The sequence below is a fragment of the Bacillus pinisoli genome, assembly GCF_023036475.1.
Classification (GTDB): Bacteria; Bacillota; Bacilli; order Bacillales; family SA4; genus Bacillus_BS; species Bacillus_BS pinisoli.
Genome location: NZ_JAJQKI010000020.1, coordinates 44222 through 56917, shown reverse-complemented (window position 1 = coordinate 56917; position 12696 = coordinate 44222). Strand labels below are relative to the sequence as shown.

At 36.8% G+C, this 12696-nt stretch carries 15 protein-coding genes and 1 riboswitch; of the genes, 4 read left to right on the top strand and 11 right to left on the bottom strand.

Annotation, left to right across the window (positions count from 1 at the left end; genetic code table 11):
• Positions 1 to 14: 14 nt before the first annotated feature.
• Positions 15 to 851 (bottom strand): lipoate--protein ligase family protein, encoded by an 837-nt coding sequence (locus LT143_RS19150; RefSeq protein WP_246945973.1) that lies wholly within the window; start codon positions 849 to 851, stop codon positions 15 to 17.
• A 298-nt stretch (positions 852 to 1149) separates the two neighbouring features.
• Between LT143_RS19150 and LT143_RS19145 the strand changes: the two genes are divergently transcribed.
• Together LT143_RS19145 and LT143_RS19140 are read left to right on the top strand one after the other, a co-directional pair.
• The gene (locus LT143_RS19145; RefSeq protein WP_246945970.1) at positions 1150 to 1530 is read left to right on the top strand and encodes a rhodanese-like domain-containing protein; all 381 of its coding nucleotides are present in this window, start codon (positions 1150 to 1152) and stop codon (positions 1528 to 1530) included.
• A 215-nt stretch (positions 1531 to 1745) separates the two neighbouring features.
• Positions 1746 to 2888, top strand: coding sequence for a histidine kinase N-terminal domain-containing protein (locus LT143_RS19140; RefSeq protein ID WP_246945968.1), 1143 nt, complete (start codon positions 1746 to 1748; stop codon positions 2886 to 2888).
• A 26-nt stretch (positions 2889 to 2914) separates the two neighbouring features.
• Here the strand turns inward: LT143_RS19140 and gcvPB are convergent, their stop codons facing one another.
• Genes gcvPB through gcvT form a run of 3 tightly spaced genes read right to left on the bottom strand, consistent with a single transcriptional unit; the run spans position 2915 to position 6833 of the window.
• Positions 2915 to 4372, bottom strand: a complete 1458-nt coding sequence (gcvPB, locus tag LT143_RS19135; protein ID WP_246945966.1) for an aminomethyl-transferring glycine dehydrogenase subunit GcvPB — start codon at positions 4370 to 4372, stop codon at positions 2915 to 2917.
• Entirely contained in the window at positions 4365 to 5711 is a 1347-nt protein-coding gene (gene gcvPA, locus LT143_RS19130) for an aminomethyl-transferring glycine dehydrogenase subunit GcvPA (RefSeq protein WP_246945964.1), read from the bottom strand. Before gcvPA ends, gcvPB begins: the two co-directional genes overlap by 8 nt.
• 18 nt (positions 5712 to 5729) lie before the next feature.
• Complete coding sequence (gene gcvT, locus LT143_RS19125; RefSeq protein ID WP_246945962.1) at positions 5730 to 6833, bottom strand: glycine cleavage system aminomethyltransferase GcvT; 1104 nt, start codon at positions 6831 to 6833, stop codon at positions 5730 to 5732.
• A gap of 217 nt (positions 6834 to 7050) precedes the next feature.
• Positions 7051 to 7183: riboswitch (glycine riboswitch) on the bottom strand.
• A 300-nt stretch (positions 7184 to 7483) separates the two neighbouring features.
• Here gcvT and LT143_RS19120 point away from each other — a divergent pair.
• Both LT143_RS19120 and LT143_RS19115 read left to right on the top strand, forming a co-directional pair.
• Positions 7484 to 9169, top strand: coding sequence for a DEAD/DEAH box helicase (locus LT143_RS19120; RefSeq protein ID WP_246945960.1), 1686 nt, complete (start codon positions 7484 to 7486; stop codon positions 9167 to 9169).
• Positions 9156 to 9971, top strand: a complete 816-nt coding sequence (locus tag LT143_RS19115) for a YqhG family protein (RefSeq protein ID WP_246945977.1) — start codon at positions 9156 to 9158, stop codon at positions 9969 to 9971. The genes LT143_RS19120 and LT143_RS19115 overlap by 14 nt, the downstream gene beginning before the upstream one ends.
• Positions 9972 to 10024: 53 nt before the next feature.
• On the opposite strand, the gene LT143_RS19110 is transcribed toward LT143_RS19115, so the two are convergent.
• From LT143_RS19110 to comGC, 7 genes are all read right to left on the bottom strand, one after another.
• A complete protein-coding gene (locus LT143_RS19110) occupies positions 10025 to 10219 on the bottom strand; it encodes a YqzE family protein (RefSeq protein WP_246945958.1) in 195 nt (64 codons plus the stop codon).
• 41 nt (positions 10220 to 10260) lie between these two features.
• Positions 10261 to 10758, bottom strand: coding sequence for a shikimate kinase (locus tag LT143_RS19105; protein WP_246945956.1), 498 nt, complete (start codon positions 10756 to 10758; stop codon positions 10261 to 10263).
• Between the two features lie 66 nt (positions 10759 to 10824).
• Positions 10825 to 11109, bottom strand: a complete 285-nt coding sequence (comGG, locus tag LT143_RS19100) for a competence type IV pilus minor pilin ComGG (RefSeq protein ID WP_246945954.1) — start codon at positions 11107 to 11109, stop codon at positions 10825 to 10827.
• Positions 11110 to 11188: 79 nt separating this feature from the next.
• On the bottom strand, positions 11189 to 11632 hold the full coding sequence (gene comGF / locus LT143_RS19095; RefSeq protein WP_246945953.1) for a competence type IV pilus minor pilin ComGF: 444 nt from the start codon (positions 11630 to 11632) through the stop codon (positions 11189 to 11191).
• A complete protein-coding gene (locus LT143_RS19090) occupies positions 11626 to 11964 on the bottom strand; it encodes a prepilin-type N-terminal cleavage/methylation domain-containing protein (RefSeq protein WP_246945951.1) in 339 nt (112 codons plus the stop codon). Before LT143_RS19090 ends, comGF begins: the two co-directional genes overlap by 7 nt.
• Complete coding sequence (comGD, locus tag LT143_RS19085; RefSeq protein WP_246945949.1) at positions 11951 to 12355, bottom strand: competence type IV pilus minor pilin ComGD; 405 nt, start codon at positions 12353 to 12355, stop codon at positions 11951 to 11953. The genes LT143_RS19090 and comGD overlap by 14 nt, the downstream gene beginning before the upstream one ends.
• A gap of 25 nt (positions 12356 to 12380) precedes the next feature.
• Entirely contained in the window at positions 12381 to 12686 is a 306-nt protein-coding gene (gene comGC / locus LT143_RS19080; protein ID WP_246945947.1) for a competence type IV pilus major pilin ComGC, read from the bottom strand.
• Positions 12687 to 12696: the final 10 nt, after the last annotated feature.

Sequence of the window (12696 nt, the reverse complement as noted above, 5' to 3'; positions counted from 1 at the left end):
TTATGCCCACTCTTCTATCTTCTGTAATTCCATTCATCACTCTCATATTTTTCCTTCGCAATTTTCTCAACTTCTGCGAGCTCTGCACTTGTAAGTTCATAAGGCTCTAACACTATATTTAGTCCCTTTTCAAATCCTTTCTTAAATGCAGCGATTGCTTCATTTATTGTGACAGGTTCTTCTCTTAATGCATTTATTGCAACAGCTTTGTTTTTAAAATTCTGTTGCATTCTTTCTTTTACTCTTTCACTTGGATATTTAAATAAGCTAAATAGTAAATCTTCATCTAGGTCTAGGAGAATCGACCCATGCTGAAGTATTACGCCCTTTTGCCTTGTTTGAGCACTTCCCGCTACTTTACGTCCTTCTACTACTAACTCATACCATGATGGAGCGTCAAAGCAAACAGCTGATCTTGGATTTTTTAGGCTTTCTCTTTCCTCATCTGTTATTGGAACAGCAAAGTATGCATCTAAACCTAGTAATTTAAACCCTTCTAATATACCTTCAGAGATAACCCTATAGGCCTCCGTAACGGTCTTTGGCATACCAGGATAATCTTCAGAGACGATGACACTGTATGTAAGCTCTTGATCATGAAGAACGCCTCTGCCTCCGGTTGGACGCCTAACGAATCCTAGGTTATGTTTTTTGACCACCTCTATATCAATTTCCTTTTCGACTTTTTGAAAATAACCAATCGATAAAGTGGCTGGATTCCACCCATAAAATCGAATAGTAGGAGGAATTAAACCTCTACTATGCCAATCTAATAAAGCTTCATCTAAAGCCATATTATAAGTAGGGGAACAATTTCCCGAATAGATATAACGCCATTTAATTTGTTCCATATTTACTCCCTCATTTATAGGCTGTTTTCTAGACTGAACAGTATATAAAGAATTTTCTTTTTGATATGGCCCTTTTCTAAGACTTTGTTGCTTTCTAGATCATTCCAGTTTTTGGGGGTTTTTACAAAACAACAAACTAGACGAAGAGAGCCTTTGATATTTATGCAACATCTAGTCTATCAAAGTTACTAAGAAATTTAAAAGAAAATACAAAAGTTCTTTGAATCTTTCGTTTTGCCCACTATAATAGAAAGGGACGTAAAGTAGAGATGATGAAAATAGATAAAGGGGTCGATCAATGATGCTAGCAGCTTTATTAATCTTACTTGGTGCCATTATTGCTTATTCAGTCGTAACGTTCCTATATCAAAAAAGAATATTAAAAACGTTAACTGAAGAAGAATTTAAAGAAGGCTATAGAAAAGCACAATTAATAGATGTGCGTGAACCAAATGAATTTGAAGGTGGACATATATTAGGGTCTCGTAATATCCCAATGTCACAATTAAGAATGCGTTACAAAGAAGTTAGACCAGACAAGCCTGTATATCTATACTGCCAAAATGGTATACGCAGTGGTCGTGCGGCAGCAATGCTACGTAGAAAAGGTGTAAAAGACTTATACCATCTAAAGGGTGGATATAGACTTTGGAGTGGGAAGATTCGTAAAGGTAAGTAGTAATAATAGTAAACCCTTTGTTGAAAGGGTTTATTTTTTTTTGACTTATCTCATAGTAAAAATGAGGTAATTAAGACCTTTACAATAGAAATCAATAAACGAAAATCCCCTTTTTAATGAAGTTTTTGTAATTATTTTGTGTTTTGAGAAGGATTTTGCCTGAAAAAGTAGTATTTACAATAATAGATTAATTGGAGAAGTTGGGCGGTGAATGAATGTCAGTTGAAGAAAGACTTTCTGAATTTCTAGAAAGTCACTATGAATGCTTTGTAAAGAAATGGTCGGAAAATGTCCTCGTCTCCTCTAATGACCCTTATCGATCAGAGGTATTATCGAATGGAAGAAGAATGGTCCAACTCGTCATCACTTTCTTACGGGCTGATTTTAATGAAGATCTACTTAAAGAATTGGCTTTCAAAGTTGCCGAAGAGAGAGCGGAGGCTAAAGTCAATATTAGTGATTTTATCTATAACGTAAATCTGGGACGCAGTGAAATTTTTAAACATCTGTATGATTCGAAGATCTCATTATTGGAACTTCAACCAACCATCAACCAAATAAATTCTTATTTCGATCAATTCATTTATTATGCGGTTAAACGTTATACGGAAATTAAAGATGAAGAAATAAAGGATACGAAAACATTTATAGAGCAAACCCACCAAGATCGCCTAACTTTGCTGGGACAAATGGCATCAAGTTTTGTTCATGAGTTTAGAAATCCACTCACCTCCATCACTGGCTTTATTAAGTTACTACAGAGAGAGAATCCTACACTCGACTATTTAACCGTTATTCAACACGAGTTGGAACAATTAAACTATCAAATATCACAATTTCTCTTAGTTTCAAAAAAAGAAGTCATTGGCAAGGAGAAGGCATTATTTCATGTTGACCACCTTGTGAAAGAAGTAGAAATGTTTCTCTATCCCACAACTGTCGATAACAATGTAAAGGTAGAAGTCAATATTGAACCTACTCTTAAGTTGTTGGGTTATCGAGATGAATTCAGACAAGTGTTACTCAACATTTTAATGAACTCCATTGATGCCTTGAAGCTAGTTTACTATGATAAAGCAATTTCCATTCAAGGATATAAGCATGAAGAGTCCATATACCTTGCCGTTCACAATAATGGTCCTGTTATTCCTCAAGAACAAATACGTACGATATTTGAACCTTTTGTTACCCATAAAAAGCTGGGTACAGGAATCGGATTATTTGTATGCAAACAGATTATTGAAAAGCATAATGGGACAATCTCATGTACATCAACTGACGAACGTACTTCATTTATTATCAGATTAGAAGATGTCTTAACTAAAGAAGAACAAAGTAAAACCTCATCTAGCTTGTAGATGAGGTTTTACTTTGTTTTAATCGCTTATTTCTGATAACGAAGAATTGGCTTTCTCGCAGCAGTTGTTTCATCTAGACGTTTCACTACTGTATGGTGTGGTGCTTCTTGAACAATTTCTGGAGTCTCTTCCGCTTCTTTTGCAATTTGAATCATAATATTAATGAACTCATCAAGCGTTTCCTTTGACTCAGTTTCAGTAGGCTCAATCATAATTGCTTCCTCCACATTTAGAGGGAAGTAAATGGTAGGTGGATGGTAACCAAAGTCTAGCAAACGTTTTGCAATATCTAACGTTCTCACTCCAAGCTTCTTCTGTCTTCTACCTGAAAGAACAAATTCATGCTTACAATGTTGCTTGTATGGTAGATCATAGAACGGCTCAAGTCTACGCATCATGTAGTTTGCATTTAATACCGCATTTTCAGTTACCGCCTTTAGTCCGTCTGGACCCATGGAACGAATATACGTGTACGCACGAACATTAATACCAAAGTTACCATAGTACGGCTTTACTCGGCCAATGGATTGAGGACGGTTATAATCAAAATGGTAACGTTCTTCTGTTTTTACTAGTACAGGTTTTGGTAAGTAAGGAATTAAGTCTTCTTTCACTCCAACTGGACCTGAACCAGGACCTCCACCACCATGTGGACCTGTAAAGGTCTTATGAAGGTTTAAGTGAACGACGTCAAATCCCATATCCCCTGGTCTCGCTTTACTTAATACAGCATTTAAGTTAGCTCCATCATAATATAGCTTACCGCCTGCTTCATGTATGATGCTTGCCATTTCTAGAATATGTTCTTCAAATAAACCTAACGTATTTGGATTTGTTAACATTAATGCGGCTACATCAGAATCAACAACTCGTTTTAAATCCTCTAAATCAACAAGTCCGTTTTCATCAGATTTAACTGTTATGGTTTCAAGACCAGCTACTGTTGCTGATGCTGGATTCGTTCCGTGTGCAGAGTCAGGTACAATTACCTTTGTACGGTTAAAATCTCCATTTGCCTCATGATAAGCACGGATCATCATTAGTCCAGTCCATTCACCATGTGCTCCTGCTGCTGGTTGAAGTGTTACTTCATCCATTCCTGTAATTTCTTTTAAGTGTTCTTGAAGATCGAACAATAATGCCATCGCGCCTTGTGCCGTTTCTTCTTCTTGAAGTGGATGAACATGAGCAAAACCAGGGAATCTTGCCACATTTTCATTAATTTTCGGGTTATATTTCATCGTACATGACCCAAGTGGATAAAACCCTGAATCAACTCCATGATTTCTTCTAGAAAGGGCGGTATAATGTCTCATAATATCTAGCTCTGATACTTCAGGCAGCTCTGCCTCTTCAGTACGAAGATAATCAGAAGGAATTACTTCTTCTACATTTAGATTCTCTACATCCAATTCTGGTAGGCTGTAGCCAACACGACCAGATTTGCTTAATTCAAATATAAGTGGTTGGTTTTCGTTATGCATGACAATCCCCCAATTCCTTTACAAATCGGTCAATTTCTTCCTTCGTACGCAATTCCGTTACCGCAACTAGCATGTGGTTCGCTAACTCCTGATAGTCTCTACCTAAATCATATCCACCAATAAAACCTTTGTCAGCAAGCTCTAAATTTGCATTTCTTACCGCTAATGGAAGCTTAACAACAAACTCATTGAAGAATGGTCCAGTAAAGGCTATTTCAAAACCTGCTGCTTCGAAAGCTTTCTTAGCATAATGTGCCTTCTGGATATTTTGAGTAGCAATTTCTTTCATTCCTTTTTTCCCAAGGGCCGTCATTGCAACAGAAGCTGCTAATGCATTTAACGCCTGGTTAGAACAAATATTAGAAGTTGCCTTATCACGTCTAATATGTTGTTCACGGGCTTGAAGTGTTAATACAAAGCCTCTTCTTCCCTCTTCATCAACAGTTTGACCGACTAAACGTCCTGGCACTTTTCTCATCAACTTTGAAGAAACAGCAAAGTAACCACAGTGTGGTCCACCAAATTGTGTTGAAATACCAAAAGGCTGCGCATCTCCAACAACAATGTCTGCTCCGAATTTTCCAGGTGGTGTTAAAGCCCCTAGAGCCAATGGATTACTCGAAACAATATACATTCCTTTATGTTGGTGAGCAATTTCTTCAATCTCTTTCAACGGTTCAATTTGTCCGAAGAAATTTGGATACTGAACAATTACAGCAGCAACTTCTTCATTCATTTGTTCTTTTAGAGCGTTAAGATCCGTTACTCCATTATTTACAGGAATTTCAATAACCTCTAAACGTTGACCTGTTGCGTATGTTTGTAAAACTGCACGAGATTCAGGATGAACGGCCTGAGAAACAAGTATTTTTTGATTTCTTGTTTGTCCTGCACTTAATGTTGCGGCTTCTGCAAGAGCTGTACCACCGTCATACATCGACGAGTTGGCAACATCCATTCCGGTAAGCTCACAAATCATTGTCTGGAATTCAAAAATAGCTTGAAGCTCCCCTTGAGATATTTCTGGTTGATATGGCGTATATGCTGTATAAAACTCAGAACGAGAAATAACATGATCAACGATGACTGGAATATAGTGATCATATACACCTGCTCCTAAAAAGGAAGGGTTGTCTTTAAGGTTTTTACTTTTGCTTGCTAGCTCTGTAAGCTCCTTTAGTAAGGCTGTTTCTGATTTTGCTGGTTTAATTTTATATTCACCTTTGAACCTAACGCTCTCTGGAATATCTTCAAATAATTCATCAACTGAGCTTACACCAATTGCTTGTAGCATTTCTTGTTGATCTTGCTCAGTCATCGGTAAATAACGATGCTTCATAGTAGGAACCCCTCTCAATTACTTTTTTGGACGCTTATAAAATGGTGTTGAGACGACTTTTGCCTTTAAACGTTTTGCACGAATTTGAACTTCAACCTCAGTTTCTAATTCAGTAAAGGAACTGTCAACTAATGCTAAACCAATATTCTTCTTTAAAGTTGGTGATTGTGTACCTGTTGTAACAAAACCAATTTGTTGGTCACCATTAAATACTTCATACCCATGACGTGGGATCCCTTTATCAATCATTTCGATCCCTACTAGTTTTCTCGACAGCCCCTGCTCTTTCTGCTTCAATAGAGCTTCCTTACCTATAAAGTTCGCTTCCTTTTGCAGTTTAACAGCAAAACCAATTCCAGCCTCTAGTGGAGATATATCTTTTGAAAGCTCTTGTCCATACAACGCAAGATTTGCTTCAAATCTAAGCGTATCACGAGCACCTAATCCACAAGGAAGTACACCTTCTTCAGACCCATTTGTTAGGATTGCCTTCCAGAGTTCACTTGCATCCTCTGGCAAGCAATAAATTTCAAATCCATCTTCTCCTGTATAACCAGTTCGAGAAACAAGCGCTTTCTTCCCCGCAACCACGACACTGTCTTTAAACCCAAAGAAGCCAATTTCTTGAAGAGGTGTTGATGTCAGCTTTTGTAGTACCTGCTCTGCCAATGGCCCTTGAATAGCTAGCTGTGCCGTTAGTTCCGAAACATTCGTAAACTCTACGTCTCCAAATAGTTGGGATTGTAACCACTCAAAGTCCTTGTCAATATTTGATGCGTTTACCACAAGCAGGTAGTCTTGATCTGCTCTTTTGTAAACAAGTAAGTCATCCACTGTTCCACCATTTTCATAGCACATAGCCGTATACTGAGCTTTTCCATCAACAAGCTTAGATACATCATTTGTCATGGTTCTTTGTAAAAATTCAAGACTTCCAGGACCTTTTACCTCAAATTCTCCCATATGAGAAACATCAAAAAGGCCAGCACGCTCTCTCACTGCCTCATGTTCTTCCTTAATACTTGAAAATTGTACAGGCAGTTCCCATCCACCAAAGTCAATCGTTTTTCCACCATACTCCTTGTAAACATCAAATAACGGTGTACGCTTAAGCTCGGACATACGCTTCCTCCTTCTTTATGTACCTAACATGTAATGTAGCCATAACTATAAATTATTGATCCCTTCTATATTATCCAGGATCTACTCTCATCGAAACAAAAAAAGGACAGAGTTATCCATGTAATATATATGGATAATCTCTGTCCTGGCACCTGAAAGTTTTGCAGTATGCATTTCCTCTTTGGTGGTTCGTTTATTCGAACGCTCTCCAGAGTAGCGTCAAACAAGAGTCTTTTTGCCTGAGAGATTCACGAAATGTTCGCTTGCTCCTTCGGCGCCACTGGTATTTCCATTCAAACAGACTCAGGATGATGAGCTGTTTGCAACGTAGTCTCTCCTCTTGTTCTCATTCGCTTTATATAATTTTGTTAATTTATGGCTATACTACTTAAAAGTGAATTTTTAACAAGCTTGTAAGAAAGGGCATTCTCTTATAAGCAATGGTCATTACTACATCAAAATGATGTTTGGTAAATGCCATAAAAACTATAATAATCCTACCATTAAAACTGGCAGTTGAGCAATATGCAATCTAGCAAAAAAACTAACTATTTTTAAAATATAGTTGTTTTCGTTCGAGTTTTTATACGATGTTTAGAAAGAATTCATATATAACAACACTAATTTCTAAAGGGAAAGGAATGTATTTCATGCAGGGTGTCGAGGTCATTTTTGACAAGACGTGGGAAGAGGAATTCAACAAGAGGTTTGATGATGATGGTCCTTGGGCGCACTGGGACCTTTATAAGCTTGCCTATGAAATCGAACAACATCTGGCAATCCCTGAATTTGAAGGATTACAAGCTCCTAGACATTTACCAAATCTAGAACCCCTTCCTCATCAATTGGAGGTTGCTAGAAACGTAGTTGAAAAAATGAATGGAAAAGCAATTTTAGCAGATGAAGTAGGACTAGGTAAGACCATTGAGGCCGGGTTAATCTTAAAAGAATATATGATTAGAGGATTAGTAAAAAAGGTATTAATTCTCGTACCAGCTTCCCTTGTCTCTCAGTGGGTAAGTGAGTTAAATCAGAAGTTTTTTATTCCTGCAGTCGGACAAAAGAAAAGCTATGTTTGGGAGCAGTGTGATGTAGTGGTCTCGTCCATTGATACAGCTAAAAGAGCTCCTCATCGAGAAATCATATTTGAACAGAACTACGATTTAATTATCATTGATGAAGCGCATAAGCTAAAAAATAATAAAACGAAAAACTATGAGTTTGTTCAAATGCTAAAAAAGAAGTTTTGCTTATTACTTACAGCTACACCAATTCAGAATCGAGTAGAAGAGATTTTCAACTTAGTTTCTTTATTAAAGCCTGGTCATCTCGGTAGTCAAACAAACTTTGAGGAGTCTTTTAATGCAAAGGAACGCTCTTTAAACAATGATGAGCATTTAAAAGAGTTAGTAAATAAGGTGATGATTAGAAATAGGCGTGGAGACACCGGCATTGAATGGCCAAAACGCCATGTTAAAACCATCCCTATTGAGTTTTCAAAAGAGGAACGAGATTTATATGACACCATCAATCAATATAAGCGCGGCACCTCTGGAAACATTGGCAGCAGCTTTTCTTTGATTACTTTACAGCGCGAAGCTTGTAGTAGTAGAGAGGCTGTCTATTACACCCTAAAAAATATGCTAACTAAAAGTGAAGGCAGCCCTCAAGTTGAGTCCTTGGTAACTGGATTGATGAAGAAGATTGAATCCATTACGAGCAACGCAAAAGCTAAAAAGGTAGTGGAGCTAGTACAAGAGATAAACGGAAAAGTAATCGTCTTTACAGAATATCGCGCAACTCAGTTGTATTTACAATGGTTTCTTCAACAGCACGGTATCTCCTCTGTTCCTTTCCGAGGTGGATTTAAAAGAGGTAAAAAGGATTGGATGAAGGAGTTATTTAAAAATAAAGCGCAAGTACTCATTGCAACAGAAGCTGGTGGTGAAGGGATTAATCTTCAATTCTGTCAGCATATTATCAACTATGATTTGCCTTGGAATCCGATGAGACTTGAGCAACGGATTGGTCGTATTCATAGACTTGGACAAGAAGAAGATGTTCATATATACAATTTCGCCATAAAAGATACTGTCGAAGAGCATATTCTCAAGCTTCTTTATGAAAAAATTAATCTGTTTGAACGAGTGGTCGGAGAATTGGATGAAATATTAACAAAGTTAGACTTCGGTAATATAGAAGATCATATTCAGGACATCTTAACACACTCAAGAACAGATGGTGAAGTAAGAGTCAAAATGGAAAACTTAGCTTCTTATATTGATTTTGCTCAACAAGATATAGAAAAGGATGAAAACAATTATGCAGCAACATGAGATTCACCGATTTCTAGAACGGTATTTTATTGCAAATGAATGTGAGATTTTAGAGAATGCAGCCGGCTTTATGAATATTCAACTCACAATAGACTTAGACAAAGAGCTAATGAACCGCCCGTTTTATTGGCATTACCTCGAGAAAACGGGTGGGACACCAAATCCGGCTCAGTTAGCCTTTATTACAAATCCGGCTCAGTCCAGAAGTGATGTAAAAGGAGAAGTCATCCATTTTGGTTCTCCTCGTCTACATCAAATATTTCAATCCACAAAAAAACTAGCTGGATTCATTAGAATGTATGAACAGGTTAAACAAACAAACTTTCAGCAGAATAGCACTCCACTTCATCCGTGGTTGGGGCTAAATATGAAAATCTCCTATCAGTCCGATCAGACACGTGACGTCATTTTATCTGTCGGGCTGAACTTAATAAATGGAATGATTATTGATCACTTTCAGGATCAGTTAAACCGATTAAATGTAACACCTAAAATACCAGACTTTTGTTTCACTTTGACTCCTATTATCAAACCACAGAGTGGGATTGCTCGAGTAAAACAAACCATTCAGTCCATCATTGATCATGATGACCATACATGGGCAATACAAGCACGTGAACGATGGGAACAGGATTTACAATTATTAGATCATTTTTATGAAGATATTGAGGAGAAACCAGAATCATACGAAGTTGAGAAACAAGCGTTAAAAGATCAGTATGAACCAAAAGTAAAAGTCTCAGTAATAAACGGAGGAATTTTTTATCTATCTCAACAAGCCATACATGTAAGAGAGAATTAGTCGTTTGCATAAATACAACAAAAAAATAGGAAAGCTTCTCAATGGAAGCATTCCTATTTTTTTTGTTGTTTCTTTTCTTTTTTCATATAAAGCATAAATCCAATCGGAACAATCCCAAACCATCTTGACATCATGGGAGGTTGAGTGGATTTCTTATCCTGTTTTGTTTGGATCCTTTGTTGTTTCGGCTTATCCAAATAGGATACAAATTGCTGAGTAACAAATTTAACTAAATCATTAAATGTCATACAAACCACCTACTTTTTAAGTTTTACTAGTATGGTCTGTTTTATTCACTTTTAATCATTTGAGCAAGCTGTTCTACCACGATCTGTAATGGTCGGGCTGTATCAATGAAAAAATCATTTTCTTCGTAGTACTGTTGTCTTTCTAAGTAGAGATGCTTTATTTGTTCCTTTTGAGAGTTAACAACGAGGGGGCGAGTTTGATCATGTTCAAGCCTACTCCAAATCACATCAAAATCACATTGAAGGTAAACCATGGTACCATTTTTCCTCATCCACTCTCTATTTTCTTTTCTAATTACCATACCTCCACCAGTAGTAACAATAAGGTTGGTCGTTGGCAAAGAGAACAGTGTTTTTGATTCAAGATCTCTAAAGTAGGATTCCCCAAATGTAGAGAAGATCTCTCTTATAGAAATGCCTGTTTCCCTCTCAATTTGTTCATCTGTATCTATGACGGGTAGCTGTAAATGATTAGAAAGCTCTCTACCAATTGTTGACTTTCCAGACCCCATAAAACCTGTTAGAAAAATTGTATTCATATGCTCACCTTAGTTTTATACATATCGTATCAAATAAGCATATGGTAATGGAAGAGGGAAATGCTCTTATCTAACTTCCACCCATCTTGTAACCTTAGATTCTATAACATCAAGATATAGAACAACACTCGCTTTTCTTTTACTGTCCGTTTGGACTGTGATCGTAATCCTTTTTTGGTTAGGCGCTATATCAACAAACGTAATGACGCTCTTCCCCTCTTCATACTTCAAAGTGGTATTAGTAAACTTTTTCTGTTCCGTACGTTGTTTAACTTCAACCATAGACTTTTGAAGTAATGTCTCTAATGAATTAATTTGAAATCTTTCTTTATAAAAACGTATATCTGTCATGTACAAAGTTACCTGATGGGATAACAAGAAAAAAATAAAGGTGCAGATTATTAAAACAAATGGTAGTACATATCCTTTTTCAGTTTTCATGATTCATCACGTCAGTCCAACGATAAAGTTTTGATTCATATTCCACTCCTTCTAAATCCGTCACCTCTATAGCTAATCCACTCTCAATATACCTAAACCCAACTGTTCGGATATGTTGTAAAATGACTTCATGCCCAGCACCATTCACCTGTCTACGTAAGATGTTTTGATAAAGTTCATATGTAATTACATTCGGCGGCTGCTTGACTAGCAACTTGCCTTGACTAATAATAATCTCACTACCTTCTCTTACGTCCATTCTCATTTGTGCAGATGCAATTTCCCATTCAAAAGGGTGTAAGCCTTGTGGCTGACTAGTCCATTTTTCAAGTAGTGATAACAGTAATGGAAATGTTGAACAAATTGTTATTAGTACAAGAAAGACAATGAGCATCTCTAGAAGGGTATATCCTTTTTCATTCACCTTTACCATTTCCTAACCGTCCCACAGCTTTTCTGCTCACGATCAAGGTAGTCTGTCCAATTTACACAGCCTGTGTATAGATTAGTGGAGGAATTTAGTTGAATGTTTATCGCCAGAGGGACTCTTTGATACAGGACAATTTCTGATAAATAGGCTTCATCATTAGTAGATTGTTCAAATATCTTTTCTTGTAATGTTTTTCTAGCGACGTTTTCTAACACTAAGTTTTTCCTTTCTAATGTGATGAGATACAATTGTGGTAACACCAGAGTGATAACAAAAAATAAGAGAAAGCAAGCCACAAGCGCTTCTACTAATGTAACTCCCCTACAATTTCTCAACCTTAAATCGTCCCCTCCCCAACAGAAAGGTTACTTTATATGTTTGTTGATGATAGATTACATACATAGTGCCTGAACTATTAATATTTCCACTTGCATTAAATCGAATTGGATTTGAAATGGTTAATGGCCTAACTTGTATATCCTGATTTGTTAATCGTTTCAACACTAATTCTCTCAAGCCACTTTCTCGAATATCATAATAGTTCTTCTGTTCGTGAAATGACATTTCTATCGTCTTAGAGTGACTAATAGCGACTTGTTGTGCAAGCCAAATATCCTCCTGCAATTGCTGAAAAAATTGATCGATGGTTTGTCTTTCGTAAAGTGATCTTAGGTGAAAAGTTGAGAAGATAAGAAGATTCATGACTATAAATAATACTAGTAACATTTCTAACACAGTATATCCATTCTCTTTAGGGCTCTGGAACAACGTTTACTTCTCCATTACTTGCAATTTGAAGCGCTTCTCCATTCGGACATTCTGTCTCTGGAATATACCCTGAAGTTTTAAGCTCTGAGATTGTTGGATTACTAGAAGTATTAAATTCCATTTTATAGGCTTCAATTTGAGCCTGTACCATATTAATATAAGCCTCACAACCCTTGCTGCGAATTACACCTTGCTGCTTAGTTAGATTAGGAATTGTGATTAGTATTAATATGGAAATGACTAAAAGTACCACCATCATTTCTATCAACGTAAAGCCTTTTTGATTCAAATTATTTCCT

What these genes read in the sequence shown, in the direction of transcription:
- LT143_RS19150 (WP_246945973.1), bottom strand. Translation starts at nt 851, where the DNA reads ATGGAACAAATTAAATGGCGTTATATCTATTCGGGAAATTGTTCCCCT.
- LT143_RS19145 (WP_246945970.1), top strand. Translation starts at nt 1,150, where the DNA reads ATGATGCTAGCAGCTTTATTAATCTTACTTGGTGCCATTATTGCTTAT.
- LT143_RS19140 (WP_246945968.1), top strand. Translation starts at nt 1,746, where the DNA reads ATGTCAGTTGAAGAAAGACTTTCTGAATTTCTAGAAAGTCACTATGAA.
- gcvPB (WP_246945966.1), bottom strand. Translation starts at nt 4,372, where the DNA reads ATGCATAACGAAAACCAACCACTTATATTTGAATTAAGCAAATCTGGT.
- gcvPA (WP_246945964.1), bottom strand. Translation starts at nt 5,711, where the DNA reads ATGAAGCATCGTTATTTACCGATGACTGAGCAAGATCAACAAGAAATG.
- gcvT (WP_246945962.1), bottom strand. Translation starts at nt 6,833, where the DNA reads ATGTCCGAGCTTAAGCGTACACCGTTATTTGATGTTTACAAGGAGTAT.
- LT143_RS19120 (WP_246945960.1), top strand. Translation starts at nt 7,484, where the DNA reads ATGCAGGGTGTCGAGGTCATTTTTGACAAGACGTGGGAAGAGGAATTC.
- LT143_RS19115 (WP_246945977.1), top strand. Translation starts at nt 9,156, where the DNA reads ATGCAGCAACATGAGATTCACCGATTTCTAGAACGGTATTTTATTGCA.
- LT143_RS19110 (WP_246945958.1), bottom strand. Translation starts at nt 10,219, where the DNA reads ATGACATTTAATGATTTAGTTAAATTTGTTACTCAGCAATTTGTATCC.
- LT143_RS19105 (WP_246945956.1), bottom strand. Translation starts at nt 10,758, where the DNA reads ATGAATACAATTTTTCTAACAGGTTTTATGGGGTCTGGAAAGTCAACA.
- comGG (WP_246945954.1), bottom strand. Translation starts at nt 11,109, where the DNA reads ATGACAGATATACGTTTTTATAAAGAAAGATTTCAAATTAATTCATTA.
- comGF (WP_246945953.1), bottom strand. Translation starts at nt 11,632, where the DNA reads ATGGTAAAGGTGAATGAAAAAGGATATACCCTTCTAGAGATGCTCATT.
- comGD (WP_246945949.1), bottom strand. Translation starts at nt 12,355, where the DNA reads ATGTTACTAGTATTATTTATAGTCATGAATCTTCTTATCTTCTCAACT.